General features: G+C 60.3%; 18 protein-coding genes. 15 read left to right on the forward strand and 3 right to left on the reverse strand.

Annotated elements, in window-relative coordinates:
• The first annotated feature begins 27 nt into the window (after nt 1-27).
• The 3 genes from A6U86_RS30095 (at nt 28) to A6U86_RS30105 (ending at nt 2,965) form a co-directional block, all read left to right on the forward strand.
• Nucleotides 28-975 carry a LysR family transcriptional regulator gene (locus A6U86_RS30095; protein WP_068399342.1) on the forward strand — a complete coding sequence of 316 codons (948 nt, stop codon included), beginning with the start codon at nt 28-30 and terminating at the stop codon, nt 973-975.
• Nucleotides 976-1,193: 218 nt separating this feature from the next.
• The gene (locus tag A6U86_RS30100; RefSeq protein WP_068399672.1) at nt 1,194-2,396 is read left to right on the forward strand and encodes an NAD-dependent formate dehydrogenase; all 1,203 of its coding nucleotides are present in this window, start codon (nt 1,194-1,196) and stop codon (nt 2,394-2,396) included.
• Between the two features lie 68 nt (nt 2,397-2,464).
• On the forward strand, nt 2,465-2,965 hold the full coding sequence (locus A6U86_RS30105) for an HPP family protein (RefSeq protein ID WP_068399345.1): 501 nt from the start codon (nt 2,465-2,467) through the stop codon (nt 2,963-2,965).
• Nucleotides 2,966-3,633: 668 nt separating this feature from the next.
• Here the strand turns inward: A6U86_RS30105 and A6U86_RS30110 are convergent.
• Nucleotides 3,634-4,725, reverse strand: coding sequence for a porin (locus A6U86_RS30110; protein ID WP_068399348.1), 1,092 nt, complete (start codon nt 4,723-4,725; stop codon nt 3,634-3,636).
• Between the two features lie 730 nt (nt 4,726-5,455).
• On the opposite strand from A6U86_RS30110, the gene A6U86_RS30115 reads away from it, so the two are divergent.
• The 11 genes from A6U86_RS30115 to A6U86_RS30165 all read left to right on the forward strand — a co-directional run bounded on the left by A6U86_RS30115 (nt 5,456) and on the right by A6U86_RS30165 (nt 15,257).
• A complete protein-coding gene (locus A6U86_RS30115) occupies nt 5,456-6,070 on the forward strand; it encodes a cupin domain-containing protein (RefSeq protein WP_234906354.1) in 615 nt (204 codons plus the stop codon).
• 120 nt (nt 6,071-6,190) lie between these two features.
• A complete protein-coding gene (locus A6U86_RS30120) occupies nt 6,191-7,132 on the forward strand; it encodes a substrate-binding domain-containing protein (protein WP_068399354.1) in 942 nt (313 codons plus the stop codon).
• A gap of 89 nt (nt 7,133-7,221) precedes the next feature.
• Nucleotides 7,222-8,019, forward strand: coding sequence for an ATP-binding cassette domain-containing protein (locus A6U86_RS30125; RefSeq protein WP_068399675.1), 798 nt, complete (start codon nt 7,222-7,224; stop codon nt 8,017-8,019).
• A gap of 2 nt (nt 8,020-8,021) precedes the next feature.
• Nucleotides 8,022-9,029 carry an ABC transporter permease gene (locus A6U86_RS30130; RefSeq protein WP_244510139.1) on the forward strand — a complete coding sequence of 336 codons (1,008 nt, stop codon included), beginning with the start codon at nt 8,022-8,024 and terminating at the stop codon, nt 9,027-9,029.
• A gap of 3 nt (nt 9,030-9,032) precedes the next feature.
• Nucleotides 9,033-10,124, forward strand: coding sequence for a phosphotriesterase (locus A6U86_RS30135; protein ID WP_068399359.1), 1,092 nt, complete (start codon nt 9,033-9,035; stop codon nt 10,122-10,124).
• A 28-nt stretch (nt 10,125-10,152) separates the two neighbouring features.
• A complete protein-coding gene (locus tag A6U86_RS30140; RefSeq protein WP_068399362.1) occupies nt 10,153-10,923 on the forward strand; it encodes a glutamine amidotransferase in 771 nt (256 codons plus the stop codon).
• A gap of 5 nt (nt 10,924-10,928) precedes the next feature.
• Nucleotides 10,929-11,843, forward strand: coding sequence for a ribokinase (locus tag A6U86_RS30145; RefSeq protein WP_068399365.1), 915 nt, complete (start codon nt 10,929-10,931; stop codon nt 11,841-11,843).
• A complete protein-coding gene (locus A6U86_RS30150; protein ID WP_068399368.1) occupies nt 11,840-12,682 on the forward strand; it encodes a BtpA/SgcQ family protein in 843 nt (280 codons plus the stop codon). The genes A6U86_RS30145 and A6U86_RS30150 overlap by 4 nt, the downstream gene beginning before the upstream one ends.
• Nucleotides 12,679-13,941 carry a Zn-dependent hydrolase gene (locus tag A6U86_RS30155; protein WP_068399371.1) on the forward strand — a complete coding sequence of 421 codons (1,263 nt, stop codon included), beginning with the start codon at nt 12,679-12,681 and terminating at the stop codon, nt 13,939-13,941. Before A6U86_RS30150 ends, A6U86_RS30155 begins: the two co-directional genes overlap by 4 nt.
• Before the next feature lie 144 nt (nt 13,942-14,085).
• Entirely contained in the window at nt 14,086-14,580 is a 495-nt protein-coding gene (locus tag A6U86_RS30160; RefSeq protein WP_068399373.1) for a MarR family winged helix-turn-helix transcriptional regulator, read from the forward strand.
• Nucleotides 14,577-15,257, forward strand: coding sequence for a GNAT family N-acetyltransferase (locus A6U86_RS30165; RefSeq protein ID WP_068399376.1), 681 nt, complete (start codon nt 14,577-14,579; stop codon nt 15,255-15,257). Before A6U86_RS30160 ends, A6U86_RS30165 begins: the two co-directional genes overlap by 4 nt.
• A gap of 26 nt (nt 15,258-15,283) precedes the next feature.
• On the opposite strand, the gene A6U86_RS30170 is transcribed toward A6U86_RS30165, so the two are convergent.
• Complete coding sequence (locus tag A6U86_RS30170) at nt 15,284-16,468, reverse strand: MFS transporter (protein WP_244510134.1); 1,185 nt, start codon at nt 16,466-16,468, stop codon at nt 15,284-15,286.
• Between the two features lie 106 nt (nt 16,469-16,574).
• Here A6U86_RS30170 and A6U86_RS30175 point away from each other — a divergent pair, with 106 nt between their 5' ends.
• Nucleotides 16,575-17,381, forward strand: coding sequence for a helix-turn-helix domain-containing protein (locus A6U86_RS30175; RefSeq protein WP_068399382.1), 807 nt, complete (start codon nt 16,575-16,577; stop codon nt 17,379-17,381).
• Between the two features lie 6 nt (nt 17,382-17,387).
• On the opposite strand, the gene A6U86_RS30180 is transcribed toward A6U86_RS30175, so the two are convergent.
• Nucleotides 17,388-18,014 (reverse strand): LysE family translocator, encoded by a 627-nt coding sequence (locus tag A6U86_RS30180; RefSeq protein WP_068399385.1) that lies wholly within the window; start codon nt 18,012-18,014, stop codon nt 17,388-17,390.
• Nucleotides 18,015-18,111: the final 97 nt, after the last annotated feature.

The raw sequence follows: 18,111 nt of genomic DNA on the forward strand, positions 1-18,111 counted from the left end.
ATAACGCTACATGGATGGGAGCTACCGGTGCTGATCAGACATCTTTCGTTCTTCGTGACTCTGGCGGAGGAAAAACATTTCGCCAGGGCCGCCGAGGTCTGTCACATCACGCAGCCAACCCTGTCGGCGGCCATCCGCAAGCTCGAAGACGACCTTCGCGTCACCCTTATCGCGCGTGGAAATCGCTATATCGGCCTGACGCCTGATGGGGAGCGCGTTCTGGAATGGGGACGGCAGATTCTGTCCGACTACGACAGCCTGCAGAAGGATATCGCCGGCTCCAAGAAAGGCCTGTCCGGCACGCTGAGATTGGGCGTCGTGCCTGCGGCGATGGCGGCTGTCTCGTTTCTGTCCGAGCGCTTCAGCCTGGAGAATCCCGATGCGACCATCGAGATCAAGTCGATGACCTCCCGCGCCATCCAGCACGGGCTCGATACGTTCGAGCTCGATGGCGGCCTGACCTATCTGGAGAATGAGCCGCTGGAGAATGTGCAGCGGCTGCCGCTTTATCACGAACGATATGTCTTCGTTTGCCGTGCCGACCATCCCTTGGCAAAGCGTCGAACGCTTCCGTGGGCAGAGGCCGTCTCGCAATCGCTGTGCCTCTTGAGCGAGGATATGCAGAACAGGCGTATCCTCAACGGCATTGCCGCATCCGCGGGACTGACGCTGAAGCCCTCCGTCGTCAGCAATTCCTTCCTGGCTGTCTGCGCACATATCCGCAACGGCCTGTGGTGCAGCATCGTGCCGCATACTTTCTTCTATATTCTCGGCGACAAGACCGATCTCGTTTCCATCGAACTGATCGAACCGCATCACCGCCAAGCACTGGGATTGGTCATTTCGAACCGGTCGCCGCAATCGCCCATGACCAAGGCATTGGCAAGGGCCTTGCAGGGCGCGGATTTCGATACCGATTTCGAACGGCATGCTGCCGTGCCGCCGCCACCATCGATATCGTCTATCGCGCGGTAAAAACCTTTCATTTGCCGGCGACTCCTCGGCGTGAAAACATCGCCTTGTTGAAACGAGGTTCCGATTGCACGGAACACGGCTTTAGGAAACACCGGCGACTGACCCTCAAAAGCGCAAGCTGATGGCGGCCAATTTCTGACAGAACCGATATCTGGGACCGGCGCGTGCGCTCACGCGTTTCCGGGGTGTTTCCTGCTGTCGCAGCTGAGGAAACGAATATGGCAAAAGTAGTTTGCGTTCTTTACGACGATCCTATCGACGGTTATCCCAAATCCTACGCCCGCGATGATCTGCCGAAAATCGAACACTATCCCGGCGGCCAGACCCTGCCGACGCCGAAGGCCACCGACTTCAAGCCCGGCACCCTGCTCGGCAGCGTCTCCGGCGAGCTGGGCTTGCGCAAATACCTCGAAGAGAACGGCCACACTTTCGTTGTCACCTCAGACAAGGATGGCCCGGATTCCGTTCTGGAACGGGAGATCGTCGACGCGGATGTCGTCATCTCGCAGCCCTTCTGGCCGGCCTATCTGACGGCCGAGCGCATCGCCAAGGCGAAGAACCTGAGACTGGCTCTAACCGCCGGCATCGGTTCCGACCATGTCGATCTGCAGGCCGCCATCGACCGCGGCGTCACGGTTGCCGAAGTCACCTACTGCAATTCGATCAGCGTGGCCGAACATGTCGTCATGATGATCCTCGGCCTCGTGCGCAACTATATCCCGTCCTATCAATGGGTGGTGAAGGGCGGTTGGAACATCGCCGATTGCGTCGCGCGGTCCTATGACGTCGAAGGCATGCATGTCGGCACGGTCGCCGCCGGCCGTATCGGTCTTGCGGTGCTGAAGCGGCTGAAGCCCTTCGACATGCACCTGCATTATACCGATCGTCATCGCCTGCCCGAGGCGGTCGAGAAGGAACTGGGCCTGACGTGGCATGCCACGCGCGAGGAGATGTACGAAGTCTGCGACGTCGTCACGCTCAATTGCCCGCTTCATCCCGAGACCGAGCACATGATCAACGACGAGACGCTGAAGCGCTTCAAGCGCGGCGCCTATCTCGTCAACACGGCGCGCGGCAAGCTGTGCGACCGCGATGCGATCGCCCGGGCTCTCGAGAGAGGCCAGCTTGCCGGCTATGCCGGTGACGTCTGGTTCCCGCAGCCGGCACCGAAGGATCATCCATGGCGCACCATGCCGCATCATGGCATGACGCCGCATATTTCCGGCACCTCGCTTTCGGCCCAGACTCGCTATGCCGCCGGCACGCGGGAAATCCTCGAATGCTTCTTCGAGGGCCGTCCGATCCGCGATGAATATCTGATCGTCGATGGCGGCAAGCTCGCCGGAACGGGCGCGCATTCCTATAGCGCCGGCAATGCGACCGGTGGCTCCGAAGAGGCCGCCAAGTTCAAGCGCAGCTGACAAGGCCAGGGAGCGTGGAGGCTTGCGCCACGCTCCCTCATTCCGCCTGCGAACAATCGAGACGACACATGACAGAAATCAACAGTCTTTCGGAACCGAGCTTGGGCATGCGCATTGGTCGCCGCGTGCGCGCAGCACTGGTGTCGGGCTTCGGCGGCTTTCTGGTGATCTATATTCTGTCGCAGCTCAGCGCGACCCTCGGCGTACTCCTGCTGGTGGCGCCATTCGGCGCGAGCTGCGTTTTGGTCTTCGCCTTGCCTCAGAGCCCGCTCGCGCAGCCGAAGAACGTCATCGGCGGTCACCTCATCTCGGCCTTCATCGGCGTCGCGGTGTTTGCGTTGTTGGGTGCGCATCCCCTGTCGTTTGCGCTCGCCGTCGGCCTTGCGATTGCGGCCATGCAGGCAACCGAGACGCTGCATCCGCCGGCCGGCGCCGATCCGATCGTTGTGATCGCGGCCGGCGCATCCTGGCCGTTTCTGGTCACGCCCATGCTCGCCGGAACGATTTTGATCGTCGGCGCGGCCTATTGCTATCATCGTTTCATTTCGCAGCGCTCGTACCCCAGTTGAGGCACGGATGGAGCGCAGCCGGGCAGGTTCTGCCGTCGGCTGAGGCAAGTCGGGCAGCAAGCATGATATGGGTTGAGAGGCTGATATTGCCGGGATGGACGAGGCTCGGGCAGCGATCGGCGGTATTCCATAAAAGCAAAAGCGGTCCAGTCTAGGGAAATAACTGGGCCGCTCTTTGCTGGATTGGAGGTCAATCAAATTCAGCACGCTAATAATAAGTGTGTCTTAGCAATTGTCAACGGGAATTGCGAACGGGCATATATGCGCTCGATGCCGGCCTCTATCGATCATTGATAATCTCACGCAGTCCGGCCTGATCCGCTGCCGATGCCGGAGCAAATCCATAGCGAAATGTTCTGGTAGGAATAGGCCGGAAATATGGCGCCGCCGCTCATCCGAAAATGCGGCAAGCTATTGAGTATTATGAATAAAATTTTGCTTAGAAGCTTAGTGCCCGATGATCCCATCGCGGTTTGGGAGCATGTTCCGCGGTTGCCAGCGGTGAGGGCTGCAGGTCTTGAAATTGATTGTCCTGAACTCAGAAGGATCCGGAGGGAAACCGGATCCTTCCGTCTTTGATCGGAGGTCAACCGATCGTTGTGAGAAGCCCGATGGATCGGTACATCGGGCTTCTCATATCCGGTCCCAGGTAGACCAGATAACTGTTATTAGAAGCTGCGCTGGAAGCGCAGGATACCGGCCCACTGATCCTGGTTCACAGAATCGAAGTTGGTGTAGGACAGTTCCGGCTCGATGAGCAGGTTCTTGACCGGGTTCCACTTGACGTTCGTCGTAGCGGCGAAGATCTTGGAGTCGGTGTAGGCGAGCTGCAGGTTCCACTTCAGCTTTTCGTTGATCGGAACGCCAACGCCGCCCCAAACTGCCCAGTCACCCCAGCCGCACTTCGATGCATCGTCAACCGGGCAAGAAGAGCGGGCCAGGTTGGTGCCTGCGTACTTGTTCAGGTTGTCGCCGTCGGTGTTCCAGCCGCCCATCAAGAAGGCCGAGAAGACACCGAAGTCAGCGTCGACACGAGCCTTGATAGCGCCTTCCGACTTGATCGAGTCGTAACCGCCAACGATCTTGAAGCCCCATGCGCCGGACTTGAAGCCAGCACCGGCGACAACGTCGGGAGCGTAGTGGTTGGCCTTGTCGTCCGTTGCCCAGCTTGCGCCGTAAGCAGCGCCCGAGCCGCTGGAGTTGCTGTCTTCGAGCGAGATCACAGCCGTGAAGCCGTTGCCGGCGTCATAGTTGTAGGTCAGCTGGTTGAGCTCGTACGGACCGTCATAGATCACGTCGTCGTTGATGACGTCGCCGGCATAGCCCATGTAGTAGTTGTACTGGGAGTCAGCCTTACCGACGAGGAAGCCACCGAGGCTGATGTTGGCCCAGAGCAGCTTGGTGCTGGTGCTGTTGCCTTCCTGCCAATCCCAACGGATAACCGTATTGGTCTTCAGCGGGCCGTATTCGGTGTCGGTCGCGGTGTCGAGGGCCAGCTGAGCGCGGGTGTGCCACAGCGTGCCGTTTCTGCTGTTTGCGTTGTAGGCGTCGTACCACTTGCCTTCGGTACGGACCATGCCGCCGATCTTGAGGCAGGTTTCAGTGCCCGGAATGAAGAAGTAGCCTGCGCCGTAGGCGTCGCAAATGCGAACGTATTCCAGCGGCTCCGGCTCTGCAGCAACGATGGCGTCAGCCGCGTGAGCACCGGAAACTGCTGCCAGCGCAGCAGCGGAGCCGAGAAGAAGGCTCTTGATGTTCATTATAAACTCCTGGTTTTGATTGACCTCATATCCCAAGGAGCGGGTATAATACGTGATCCTGGACACGCCTCTTTTGAACGTAAGGCAAGCCAGGCAATGCATCAGCAATTGACCGTCTGTATCGTCCCCACCCCTAAAAGACCTCGTCAGCTTGCAACTGAAATAACCCCACCAGATCGCAAGCTAAACATGATCTTGAATGCAAAGGTATATACATTCAGATTGTTTGTAAATTCATGCTGGTCGCCTTCGAGGACGGAAAAGCCGACTGTTGATTTAATGCAACATGTGCCGTGGAGCGCAGCGGATCGATTTTTTGGCTGGAGATGCGATCTGCGAGTTCGTGATCAAGCTCACCATAAGGAGACGAGCCTGTGGAATCCTCCCGGGTGGAAGTCCCTTGTTTCCAGCAATTATTCGCATTCGCGTCGGATAGCCGATTCTCCCGTGCAATCGCTGACGGCTTAATATTCTTTATAGACAGCCTATCTCTCGCCGCAATCGGCGAGCAAAAGCGCCGCCTCTTGCAGGTGCGGCCTGCGGGAAATGCAGGGCCGGACGTAAAAGCGTTCCAATACGAGGGGCGAACCCCCTTTTGCGGACCGGTCCTGTTTGCCGCAAACGCTCAAACTTGAGCGGCTGCCGGGCACGTGCCGATCGCTGCCTAGACATCGGGGATGGGGAGGCGCTAAGCTTCACCCTCCATCAATGCGATATCGAAACCATGAATATGATCGAGCCCCCACGGAAATCCGGCGACAACGGCGAGGACAGGATTCTTGCCAATCCGGCGCGCCTCGGTGGTCGGCTGAAGCTCGCCCGACAGACGCGAGGATTGACGCTGAAGGCTCTGTCCCTGGCCGCCGATTGTTCCGAAAGCCTGCTGTCCAAGATCGAAAATGGCAAAGCCTCTCCGTCCCTTCCGATGCTCCACAGGCTCGTCGGGGCGCTGGGCACGAATATAGGCTGGATGTTCGAGGAGGCCGATGGTGAGGAGGGCATCGTCTTTCGTTCGGGCACCCGGCCGCTGATCGGGCTCGATCCGTTGCGCAGGGGCGAAGGTATCTCTCTGGAGCGGATCATTCCCTATTCGCCGGGCCATCTTCTCCAATGCAATATCCATCACATCGAGGCGGGTGGCCAAAGCGCCGGGCCTATCCAGCATATCGGCGAAGAGGTGGGTTATGTGCTTGCCGGAGAAGTCGAGCTGATGGTCGGCGAGCGCACCTTTCGACTGGCGGTCGGCGATAGTTTCGTCTTCAATTCCGAGCTTCCGCATTGGTATCGCAATGTCGGGAGCGAAAGAGCAAGCATCTTCTGGGTCAATACACCAGCGACCTTTTGAGTGCATGGCCCGCAAGTTTTTCTAGCGCGTGTTGAATGAGCAAAGTTGAAAATTCAAGTCACTTGACAGAAATTCAAGTAACTTGAATAATGCCCCTGCAATTAAAAAAGGGGAACTTTCATGCGTCTTACAAACTATGTCTTCGGCTGCGCTGTCGTCGCAACCGTTGCCCTCGGGTTCAATGCCAGGTCGGCTATGGCCGATACGCTGGCGCTCGTCACCATCAACCAGCAGGCCCTGTTCTTCAACCAGATCAATGACGGTGCCAAGGAAGCGGCCAAGAAGGCTGGCGTCGATCTCGTCATCTTCAATGCCAACAACGTTCCGAGCGCACAGAATGACGCGATCGAGAACTACATTACCCAGAAGGTCGATGGCATTATCCTGGTCGCCATCGACGTCAATGGCGTCAAGCCGGCAATTACGGCCGCCAAGAAGGCCGGCATTCCGGTCATCGCCATCGATGCGCAAATTCCGAACGGTGACAATATCGCCTTCGTCGGCGTCGACAACACCAAGGCCGGTGGAGAGATCGGCAAGTTTTATTCCGACTACGTCAAGGACAAGCTGAGTGGCAGCGCCAAGATCGGCGTCGTCGGCGCGCTCAATTCCTTCATCCAGAACCAGCGTCTCGATGGCTTCAAGGCGGCCGTGAAGGCCGGCGAGCAGAAGGTCACTTTCCTCGATACGGTCGATGGCCAGAACGTCCAGGATGTGGCGCTCAGCGCCGCCGAAAATCTCATTACCGCCAATCCGGACATGACGACGCTCTATGCAACCGGCGAACCGGCATTGCTCGGCGCCGTCGCCGCCGTGACCAGCCAGGGTAAGACCGGCAGCGTCAAGGTATTCGGCTGGGATCTCACCAAGCAGGCGGTCGAAGGCATCGATCAGGGCTGGGTCACCGCGGTAATCCAGCAGGATCCGGCCGGCGAGGGCAAGGCTGCGGTCGAGGCTCTGGTCAAGGTCAAGAAGGGCGAAAAGATCGATCCGATCATCAACGTGCCGGTGACCATCGTCACCAAGGAAAATGTCGACAAGTTTCGGGGCATGTTCAAGTAACCCGGACCCCTCGTCACGTCATGGCCGATCGTCTCGGCCGTGACGTTATGGCATTATGGCTTGAGCCATTTCCGCAAGGCAGCAGTGAGATGACAAACGCTGATACCTACCGCGTCAGAATGACCGGTATTTCCAAACGCTATGGCACGATGCAGTCGCTGGAGAATGTGTCGTTGACCTTGAAACCAGGCGAGGTTCTCGGCCTGGTCGGCGACAATGGCGCCGGCAAGTCCACCTTGAGCAAGGTGTTGTCCGGCGCCGTGATCCCGGATTCGGGAACGATCGAAATCGATGGCCGGGCTGTCTCCTTTGCCTCACCGGCCGATGCCCGTGCGGCGCATGTCGAGATGGTCTACCAGGATCTCTCGCTCTGTGACTCGGTCGACGTTGCGGGCAATCTCTTTCTGGGGCGCGAGCCCAAATGGAAGCTTGCGGGCATTCCCATGCTCGACAAGAAGACGATGCATGAGCGCGCGCGCCACATGCTCGAAGGCCTCGGCATCGTCATTCCCGATACGCGGCTGAAGGTGGAAAATCTGTCGGGCGGTCAGCGCCAGTCGATCGCAATCGGCCGTGCCGCCTCGTTCAACCCATCGGTGTTGATCATGGATGAACCCACGGCGGCTCTGGCCGTCGCCGAGGTCGAGGCCGTTCTCGAACTCATTCGCACCGTCAGCGCCCGCGGCGTCAGCGTCATCCTGATCACACACCGCCTGCAGGATTTGTTCCTGGTCTGCGACCGTATTCAGGTGATGTATGAGGGCCAGAATGTCGCCGAACGCCGGATCGAAGACACCAATATCGAAGAGGTCGTCAACCTGATCGTCGGCCGCAAGTTCGCCGCGCGCTCCGCCGGCCCATCTCCAGATCGAGGCGTTTCCGCATGACCATGACCTCTTCTCATGCCCAAACCGGCCAGTCGACCCGCATGCGCAAGGCGCGCCTCTACGACAAGGCCATGGCCAATGGCGGCATCGTATCGATCGCGCTGTTCTTCATTGCCGTGTGCATCTTCTTTTCGCTCTTCACCAATGTCTTCCTGACGGCGCCGAATTTGCTGAACGTCGTCAGGCAGTCGGCGCCGCTCCTGATCGTCGCCGCGGCGATGACCTTTGTGATAACCACGGGCGGGATCGACCTCTCCGTAGGCTCGGTGCTGGCTCTGGCGGCAACGCTTTCGGCCGCATGCCTGCAGGTCGGCATTCCGTGGCCGCTAACCGTGCTGCTGATGTTGCTTCTCGGTGCGGTAACCGGCCTGATCCAGGGCTATTTCATCGCCTATGAGCGCATTCCGGCCTTCATCGTCACGCTTGCCGGGCTTTCCGTCATCCGCGGTCTGGCGCTCCTCATTACCGGCGGCTATTCCATCCCCGTCGCTCCGGAAAGCCCGTTCACGGCCATCGGCCAGGCGTGGTTCTTCGGCATTCCCGCGCCGGCGCTGATTGCGGTCGTCGTCCTTGCCGCAGCCTATGTCGCCTTCAACGAGACGCCTTTCGGCCGTTATGTCACGGGCATCGGCGCCAATGCCGAGGCGGTACGACGTGCCGGCGTCAATACGCGTGGGGTGACGCTGTTCGTCTATGTGATCTCCGGTGTTGCCGCTTCCATCGCCGGCGTCATTCTCGCGGCGCGACTGGGATCTGGCTCGTCCAATTCCGGCCAGGGTTTTGAACTCGATGTCATCGCGGCCGTGGTGCTTGGCGGCACCAGCCTGTTTGGCGGGCGCGGATCGGTCGTCGGCACCGTGCTCGGCGCACTTACCGTGGCCGTCATCGCCAACGGCCTCATACTGTCGCACATGTCGCCCTTCTTCACGCCGATCGTGACCGGGGTGATCATTCTCGTGGCGATCTGGCTCAACTTTCGCCTGTTCAAGGGCGCGGTCAGGAGCCGTTGAGCGATGCTGGAACATCTCTTTCCCGAGACCGCAAAGACACGTCACGCCATCGGCGTGCAGACGGGATGCGCCATGACGGTATTGGGGCCGATCCCGGTGTCCGAGATGGGCGTGACCTTGATGCACGAGCATATCTTCCTCGATGGCGCCCGAACGTGGAAGTGCCCTTGCCATCCAGATGAGCGAGCGATTGCCGAACAACCGCTTGGCATCGAGATCATCGGCGATCTGCGCATGAACCCGTACATGAACCGCGACAACGTCTCGCTCGATGATGCCGATCTTGCGCTTGCCGAACTCGGCCGTTTCCAGTCGCTCGGCGGCCATACGGTCGTGGAAACCACCAATTTCGGTATCGGGCGTGATGCCGAACAGATGCGCCGCATCGCGCGCCTGTCCGGGTTGAAGATCATCATGGGGACGGGATTCTATCTTGAGCATACCCATCCCGAATGGCTGAAGGATATGGATGTCGATGAGGTCACGGCCTTCATCGTCAATGATGTCGGCGGCGGCGAAACGCAGCCGGAGATCATGGCCGGCATCATCGGCGAAGTCGGTGTCAGCAAGGATTTTACTGCCGAGGAGCAGAAGTCGCTGAGGGCTTCGGCGAGGGCATCACGGTTGACCGGGCTGCCGCTGTCGATCCATCTACCGGGTTGGGAGCGTCTTGCCCATCGCGTGCTGGATATGGTGGAAGAGGAGGGCGCGGATCTGCGCCACACCGTCCTTTGCCATATGAATCCCAGCCACAATGATCTCCGCTACCAGATGAGCCTCGCCGAGCGCGGCGCCTTTCTGGAATACGACATGATCGGCATGGACTATTACTACGCAGATCAGGACGCCCAATCGCCTTCCGACGAGGAAAATGCCCGGGCGATCGGCACGCTCGTCGACATGGGCTTCGCCGACCGGCTGCTGTTGTCGCAGGACGTTTTCCTCAAGATGATGCTGACCCGCTACGGCGGCTTCGGCTACGGTTACATTCTCAAGCATTTCCTGCCGCGGCTGAAACGCCTCGGCGTCGATCAGCAGGCGATCGACCGGATGCTGATCTCCAATCCCCAATCGGTATTTTCCGCCTCGGCCTGACGGCCGCGGGTGCAGACAAGGAGCAGACATGAGCAAGAAAAAGGTTCTCCTCGCGGGTGAATCATGGATTTCCACCGCGACCCATATCAAGGGTTTCGACCAGTTTCCGACGGTCACTTATCATACCGGTGCCGATGAGCTGCTGACGGCACTCAAGGACAGTGCCTTTGACGTCACCTTTATGCCGGCGCACGAGGCCCAGCGGGACTTTCCGCTGACGGCGGAGGCGCTTGATGAATATTCGGCGATCGTTCTCTCGGATATCGGCGCCAATACGCTGCTGCTGCATCCCGATACCTGGATCCACTCCAAGAGGACCCCGAACCGGTTGAAACTCCTGCGCGACTATGTGGCGAAGGGCGGTGCGCTGCTGATGTTCGGCGGCTACTACAGCTTCCAGGGCATCAATGGCGGCGCCCGCTATCGCAAGACGCCGGTCGAGGATGTACTTCCGGTGGCCTGCATGGCGGTGGACGACCGCGTCGAGGTTCCCGAAGGCTTTACGCCTGTTGTCACCGGCGATGCGACGCATCCGGTCCTCAAAGGCCTGGGCGGCGATTGGCCCTATCTGCTCGGCTTCAACGAAGTGACGGTCAAGCCGGGCGCCGAGGTGCTGGCGACGGTGTCGGGCGAATATGGCTCGCTGCCGCTGCTGGTGACCGGCACATATGGCTCAGGCCGGACGCTTGTCTGGACCTCGGATGTCGGTCCGCATTGGCTGCCGCCGGAGTTCATCGCCTGGAACGGCTACAAGACCTTGTTCGAGCAGATGCTGGCCTGGGCAACGACGAAAGATTGATTGCCATGCGCCTCCATGTCGTCGGCAATGTCTGCCTGGATACGAGCTTTCGCCTGCCGCGCCTGCCGCGGCCGGGTGAAACGCTCAACGCGCTGACAACGATCGAGGGACTTGGGGGCAAGGGCGCCAACCAGGCGGTCGCGGCGGCGCGAAGCGGCGCGGATGTTTGTCTGTGGTCCGCACTCGGGAATGACGAGCTGGCGGAGAGGCTGGTCCGGATATTGCAGGCCGATCTCGATACCGGCCAGTTGATCCGTCTTCCACATCCGACCGATCGATCGACGATCCTGCTCGACGAAGCCGGCGAGAATGCCATCGTCAGCGCTGTCGAGTGTGCACGGGCCTTCGACCCGCTCTCGCAGACGGAACTGCAGGCAAGATGGCAGGCGGGTGAAATCCTCCTGCTCCAAGGCAATTTGCCCTGGAGCGTGACGGTTGCCTGCCTGCATCACGCCAAGCGATCGGGTCTTTTGACGGCGCTCAATCCGAGCCCGCTGCCGGAGAGGCAGGTCAGCGACCTCGCTGATGTCGATCTCGTCATCGTCAACCAGGGAGAAGCCTCGGCACTGACAGGTCTCGCCGATCCCGAGCAAGCGGCACGGATGCTCGCGGAGATGGGCGCTGCAAGCGTCATCATTACGCTCGCGGGCGAGGGGAGCCTGCTCCTCGATGCGAAAGATGCCCACCCGCTCCGGCTGTCGGCGCAAAAGACGGTGGTTGTCGATACCAGCGGCGCCGGCGATTGTTTTGCCGGCACGGTTGCCGGTTTGCTGGCGCAGGGAAAGAATCTTGGCCAGGCCGCAGCGGTGGCCACGAAGGCTGCGGCCTTGGCCGTCAGCCGTCTTGGAACACTCGCCGCCTATCCCACAAGGGCGGAATTTTCGGAACTCTTGAAGATATCAGAATTGGAAAACACATGACTGGAACAGCAAAGCCAATCGGCCAGACAACGGGCAATGCGCTCATCGATCTTTTCGGCCGCGACAAGGCCATCATTGGCGTCGTTCATCTGGCGCCGCTGCCGGGCGCGCCGCGCTATTCGGGCGAGGCTATCGAGCTGGTCTACCAGCGCGGCCTCGATGATGCGCGCGGCTATCTTGCGGGCGGCTGCGACGCCGTGATCATCGAAAATCATGGCGATATTCCTTTTTCGAAGCCAGACGATATCGGTCACGAGACATCGGCCTATATGTCCGTCATTTCCGACCGCATCAGACGCGAACTCGGTCGGCCGATCGGCATCAATGTCCTTGCCAATGCCGCCATTCCCGCATTGGCGATCGCCAGTGCTGCCGGTGCCGGTTTCGTGCGCGTGAACCAATGGGCCAATGCCTATGTCGCCAACGAGGGCTTTATCGAGGGCGAGGCGGCGCGCGCCATGCGCTACCGTGCGAGCCTGAATGCCCGTGGCATCCGCATTTTCGCCGATGCGCATGTGAAGCACGGGGCTCATGCCATCGTCGCCGACCGGCCGGTCGAAGAGCAAGTCAAGGACATCGTCTTCTTCGATGCGGATGTGGTCATCGCGACCGGCCAGCGGACGGGGCACGCGGCGGATATCGGTTATATCGACATGATCAAGCGGGCATCGGGCCTGCCGACGCTCGTCGGCAGCGGCGTTACGCCAGACAATGTCAACGACATCCTGTCGGTGGCCGATGGCGTGATCGTCGCGAGTTCCTTGAAGCATGATGACGTCTGGTGGAATGCCGTCGATCCGCAGCGCGTGAAGGATTTCGTGGCAGGCATTCGCCGATGAATGGCAAGCCGATGATCGATGTGCAGAGATTGTTGCAGCGCATCACCGATTTTGCGGCCATAGGCGCTACTCGGGCCGGAGGCGTCAATCGGCAGGCGCTGAGCCCGGAAGATAGGGCAGCGCGTCGTCTGCTTGTAGAGCTTGCTTTTGCACGCGGATTTCGAGTCTATCAGGATGATGTCGCCAATCTCTTCATCCGGCGCGAGGGGCGCGATCCCTCGCTTGCTCCTGTCCTGATCGGCAGTCATCTCGATAGTCAGCCAACGGGCGGCAGGTTCGATGGTGCGCTCGGTACGCTATCCGCCTTCGAAGTGTTGGAGACGCTGCAAGACGCGGGCGCGGTGACGGAGCGGGCCATCGAAGTGGTCTCCTGGACCAACGAAGAAGGCAGCCGCTTCTTTCCGGGCTGCATGGGCTCGATGGTCTTCGTCGGTGCCGGTGATTTGTCCAATTGGCGTGAGACGCGCGGCGCGGACGGCGCGAGGCTGGGCGATGAACTGGCGGCAACGCTGAGTGCGCTGCCGGAGGCGGAGGTGCGCCCGGCCGGCCATTCCGTCTCCGCCTTCGTCGAAGTCCATATCGAGCAAGGGCCGGTTCTCGAACGCGAAGAAATACCGATCGGTGTCGTCACCGGCGTCCAGGGAACCAAATGGCTCGAAGTTTCCTTCGTCGGTGAGGCTGCGCATGCGGGTACCACGCCGCTCGAGTTTCGCAAGGACCCGATGGCCGCAGCCGCCGAGGCGATCGTTCGATTGCAGGAAGCCATCATGCCGGCTGATCCTCTGGCGCGATTAACGGTCGGGCGCATGGCCGTGGAGCCGAGTTCCATCAACGTCATCCCAAGCAGGGTGACGCTGACGGTCGATATCCGTCATCCGGAGGAAGATGCGCTGGCATCCATCGAGGCTCGCGTCGAGGCGGAATGCCGCTCGGCGGCCGCCCGTCACCTGAGCGATGTGTACATCGAAAAGCGGTTCGACATGGCGCCCGGGAAATTCGATGCCGCAGTTGTCGCCGCGATTGAGAATGCATGCGAAGGGCTTGGCGTTGCCAGCATGCGGATGGTTTCAGGCGCCTTTCATGATGCGCTCTTCCTGAGCCGCGTCGCACCGACGGCGATGATATTCGTTCCGTGCCGGGGTGGCATAAGCCACAACGAGGCCGAATTCGTCGCTGACGAGAATATCGAAATCGGCGCCAGAATATTGTTTGAGACGACAATTGCTTTGGCTGGCGACAAGGCAAGCCGCGGGCTGTAGACGCGGCTGCATAGTCTAAAGGGCGCGTCGGCATCTCGATTTCGTCGGGAAGGTGGTGCGGTCACAGCCAATCGGAAGCCTGCTTGACGGCAATTGCATAAGCAATTATATAACTTGTTATGTAATTGGTGCCAGGAGGCTTCCTTGGTAGAGGATATCGTGAAATCGCTCGGCTTGCTCTGTCTCGGCAGCCGCTTCCGCCGCATTGGCGAGCGGCTTCAGGCCGATACCCAGCAGATCATCGAGGAACTCGGTGTTTCCATTCAGTCGGCCCAATATCCGTTCCTCGCGGCGATCGACGGCAACGGCCCACTCACGATAGGCGAACTCGCCCAGGCCGTCGGCATCACCCAGCCGGGTGCTACGCGCACGATCTCCCAGCTTCTGGAGCTCGGCTATGTCGACATGCAGGCCTCGGCTGAGGATCAGCGCCGAAGGCTGATCTCGCTGACGCCGAAGGGGCAGGAGCTCGTCGATTATTCGAAGCAATCGGTCTGGCCACGCATCGAGCAGGCGGTGGCCGAGCTTTGCGGGGATATGTCGGGGCCGATCCTGCAGCAGCTTGCCGTGATCGAAGAAGGTCTGGCCGAAGCTCCACTTGCCCGCCGGGGAAATTTCCAGAAGGAACAGAAGCAATGAAACACCTCCTTGATCGCCCCGTCTGGAGTGCCCTTCAAAGCGGTCATGCGGCATTGGCCGAAGGCAGCGAGTGGGCAAGGCGCTATCCGCCCTCTATCGTCCCCTTTGCCGCCTGCGCCGACAATTCCAAAGAGAGCCTTGAAGCGCTGCAAAGTCTGCCTGCGGTGGGCGAAGTGATGGCTCTTGTCGAGGCCGCGCCGGTCGTGCTCCCGGAGGGATTGACTGCCGTCACGGAAGCCACCCTCGTGCAGATGATTGCCGAGCGGCCTTATGAGCGAATTTCAGACAGCCGCATCGAGCCGCTGACGGAGGCCGATGCGGAGGATATGCTTGCCCTGGCAACGCTCACCAAGCCCGGTCCGTTTACGCTGCGGGCCCAGAGCCTCGGCACTTTCTGGGGTATCAAGATGGACGGCCGCCTCATTGCCATGGGCGGCCAGCGCATGCGGCAGACCGGTTTTGCCGAGCTAAGCGGTCTCTGCACGCATCCGGATTTCCAGGCGCGTGGCTTCGGCAAGCTGTTGTTCCGGTTTGTCGCCGGCGAAATTTCCGCCAGGGACGAGACGGTGTACCTGCATGCCTATATCGGCAATACCTCGGCGATTGCGCTCTACACCGCACTCGGCTTTCACCTGCGCTCCGAAATGAATTTGCGGATCGTCAAGCGCCGCAGCTGAGTCACCGGGCCGGGCGATGCCCGGCCTCAATCCTCGACGTTCGGCAACAGGATCGTCAAAAGCCCGATCAGCGGCAGGAACGCGCAGAGTTCGAACACGAATTCGATGCTTGTGCGGTCGGCCAGTGCGCCGAGTGCCGCGGCCCCGATGCCGCCCATGCCGAAGGCGAAGCCGAAGAACAGACCCGAGACCATGCCGACGCGGCCGGGCATCAACTCCTGGGCATAGACGACGATTGCCGAGAATGCCGATGCGATGACGGTGCCGATGATGGCGCTGAGGATGACGGTGATCTCGAGGCTCGCATGCGGCAGGATGATCGTGAACGGCAGGATGCCGAGGATGGACCCCCAGATGACCTTCTTGCGGCCGATACGGTCGCCCACCGGGCCGCCGATCATGGTGCCGAAGGCGACGGCGGCAAAGAATACGAACTGGCAGAGCTGCGCCGAGCGTTCGGAAAGCCCGAACCGGTCCATCAGGTAGAAATTATAGTAGCTGGTGAAGCTCGCGAGATAGAAATACTTCGAGAAGATCAGCGCGATCAGCACGGCGATGGCAATGCCGACACGGGTGCGCGACAGGGTGAGGGCCTTGTGCTTTCTGCCCGACTTGGCCGGAGCGCGAAGGCTTTGCCCGTTCATCTGGTACCAACGGCCGAGACCGCCGAGAATGAGAATGCCGAGGAAGGCGAGCACGGCGAGGAAGGCCATGCCACGCTGCCCGTGCGGCAGGATGAAGAAGGCGGCCAGCAACGGCCCAAGCGACGTGCCGAAATTACCGCCGACCTGAAACACCGATTGTGCAAAGCCATGCTTGCCGCCCGATGCCAGTCGCGCGATACGCGATGCTTCGGGGTGGAAGATCGAAGAGCCAAATCCGAGCAGCACCGCGCCCATCACCAGAACCGAATAGTTCGGTGCGAAGCCCAAGGTCAGCATGCCCGCGCAACTGCAGGCCATGCCGAAGGGGAGGGAATAGGGCTGCGGCTTGCCGTCTGTATACCATCCGACGAATGGCTGCAGGAGCGATGCGGTAATCTGATAGACGAATGTGAGCAGGCCAAGCTGGGCGAAGCTTAGCTCGAAGCCGGCCTTCAGGACGGGATAGCTCGCCGGCAGCAAGGATTGGGTGACGTCGTTGATAAAATGGCCGAGGCTGGCGACCATCAGGATCGGATATATGGTGGTTGCCGCGCGGGGCGCGTTCATGACCTGGCTCATGGCACTCGCTTTCAATTCGTCTGTCGCGCTGATATTGAAAGAACAAATCGCCCGCCACCGCGATTAGGCGTAACTGTTACGAGACTGGGCCAAAATGGTCAGGAACAGCCGAATTGATCCTTTCATCGATGTCGAGCGGCCTCTGGTGGCGCTCGGCAACGAGTACAAGGATGGGCACCGCGTCGCCCCGCATCAGCATCGCCGCGCGCAGTTGCTCTATGGCTTTTCCGGCGTGGTGCTGGCGACGACCCCGAACGGCACCTTGGTCATGCCGCCCGAACGAGGCATGTGGATTCCTCCGGGCGTCGTTCACAGCGTTCGCATGCTGGGCGATGTCAGCATGCGCAGCGTCTATATCGAACCTCATGCCATCGAGAACATGCCGGATCATTGCCAGGTTGTGGAGATATCGCCCTTGTTGCGGGCGCTGATCGCCGAGGCTGTCGATATTCCGGTGGAATACGATCCGAACGATCGGTCCGGCGCGTTGATGGCGCTTCTTCTGCACGAATTGGCACGCCTGAAACCGCTGCCGCTTTCCCTGCCATTGCCGAACAATCCGGTGCTCGCACAGAAGTGCCAGGATTTTCTGCTGCATCCCACCGCGCATGACACCATCGACGCATGGGCCGACCGGATGAGCATGAGCCGGCGCGCATTTACCCGGATGTTTCGTCTGGAGACGGGATTGAGCTTCGTCGAGTGGCGCCAGCAGGCCTGTCGGCATGCGGCGCTTCCGCGGCTGGTCGCCGGCACGGCGGTCACGACGATCGCGCTGGATCTCGGCTATAAGAATCCCGCCGCCTTCACGTCGATGTTCAAGCGCGCCTTTGGCTACGCCCCGCGTGAAATCGCCCGTCAGCAGATCCAACCCGACAGCCTGCGGGATGACAACCGCTGAACAGGCCTACTGCTGCTGGAGGGCGAGCCTGAGGCCGAGCGCCACGTAAATCGTGCCGACGACCTTCCCCTGCCACCGGCCGACGCTGCGGTTGCGGCGCAGCCAGCCGCCGATCGAACCGGCTCCAACAGCCAGAAGCGACGTCACGCATATGCTGAGCCCGACGAAGATAGCGCCGAGCAGGGCGAATTGGGCGATGACGGAGCCGCTTTCCGGGTGGATGAACTGTGGCAGGAAGGCCAGGAAAAACAGGGCGGTCTTCGGGTTCAGTATCTCGGTAAAGAACCCCTGCCGAAAAGCGCGTTGGGCGGTAATGGCCTGCGCGGCCGGCATGTCCAGGCTCTCGGTCTTCTCGATGAAGGCCTTGAAACCGAGATAGATCAGATAGATGACGCCGGCATATTTGACGATCTCGAACGCCAATGCCGAGGTGGCCAACAATGCCGACAAGCCGAACGTCGCCATGATCGTATGGAAGAGATCGCCGGAGGCGATGCCAAGGCCTGTCGCCAGGCCAACACGCCTGCCGCCGCTGACAGACCGAGCCAATGTCAGCAGCGTGGCTGGCCCAGGAATCAGCATCAGCCCCAGCACGACGATAAAATAGGTTGTCAAAACACCAAGGCTGATCATCGGTTTCCCACACTTCCGTATTCAACTTCGATGAAGTTGAAGATAGACGACTCCGTTGCCATGCGCAGCGGCTGCCGTCCCAACTCAAGAACCTGAC

Origin of the sequence: Rhizobium sp. AC27/96 (assembly GCF_001692325.1) — a bacterium.
Lineage (GTDB): Bacteria > Pseudomonadota > Alphaproteobacteria > Rhizobiales > Rhizobiaceae > Rhizobium.

Coding starts and splice junctions, on each gene's coding strand:
- A6U86_RS30115 (WP_234906354.1), top strand. CDS start 5,456: ATGATCGAGCCCCCACGGAAATCCGGCGACAACGGCGAGGACAGGATT.
- A6U86_RS30135 (WP_068399359.1), top strand. CDS start 9,033: ATGCTGGAACATCTCTTTCCCGAGACCGCAAAGACACGTCACGCCATC.
- A6U86_RS30165 (WP_068399376.1), top strand. CDS start 14,577: ATGAAACACCTCCTTGATCGCCCCGTCTGGAGTGCCCTTCAAAGCGGT.
- A6U86_RS30120 (WP_068399354.1), top strand. CDS start 6,191: ATGCGTCTTACAAACTATGTCTTCGGCTGCGCTGTCGTCGCAACCGTT.
- A6U86_RS30110 (WP_068399348.1), bottom strand. CDS start 4,725: ATGAACATCAAGAGCCTTCTTCTCGGCTCCGCTGCTGCGCTGGCAGCA.
- A6U86_RS30175 (WP_068399382.1), top strand. CDS start 16,575: ATGGTCAGGAACAGCCGAATTGATCCTTTCATCGATGTCGAGCGGCCT.
- A6U86_RS30150 (WP_068399368.1), top strand. CDS start 11,840: ATGACTGGAACAGCAAAGCCAATCGGCCAGACAACGGGCAATGCGCTC.
- A6U86_RS30130 (WP_244510139.1), top strand. CDS start 8,022: ATGACCTCTTCTCATGCCCAAACCGGCCAGTCGACCCGCATGCGCAAG.
- A6U86_RS30140 (WP_068399362.1), top strand. CDS start 10,153: ATGAGCAAGAAAAAGGTTCTCCTCGCGGGTGAATCATGGATTTCCACC.
- A6U86_RS30100 (WP_068399672.1), top strand. CDS start 1,194: ATGGCAAAAGTAGTTTGCGTTCTTTACGACGATCCTATCGACGGTTAT.
- A6U86_RS30155 (WP_068399371.1), top strand. CDS start 12,679: ATGAATGGCAAGCCGATGATCGATGTGCAGAGATTGTTGCAGCGCATC.
- A6U86_RS30105 (WP_068399345.1), top strand. CDS start 2,465: ATGACAGAAATCAACAGTCTTTCGGAACCGAGCTTGGGCATGCGCATT.
- A6U86_RS30125 (WP_068399675.1), top strand. CDS start 7,222: ATGACAAACGCTGATACCTACCGCGTCAGAATGACCGGTATTTCCAAA.
- A6U86_RS30170 (WP_244510134.1), bottom strand. CDS start 16,468: ATGAACGCGCCCCGCGCGGCAACCACCATATATCCGATCCTGATGGTC.
- A6U86_RS30180 (WP_068399385.1), bottom strand. CDS start 18,014: ATGATCAGCCTTGGTGTTTTGACAACCTATTTTATCGTCGTGCTGGGG.
- A6U86_RS30145 (WP_068399365.1), top strand. CDS start 10,929: ATGCGCCTCCATGTCGTCGGCAATGTCTGCCTGGATACGAGCTTTCGC.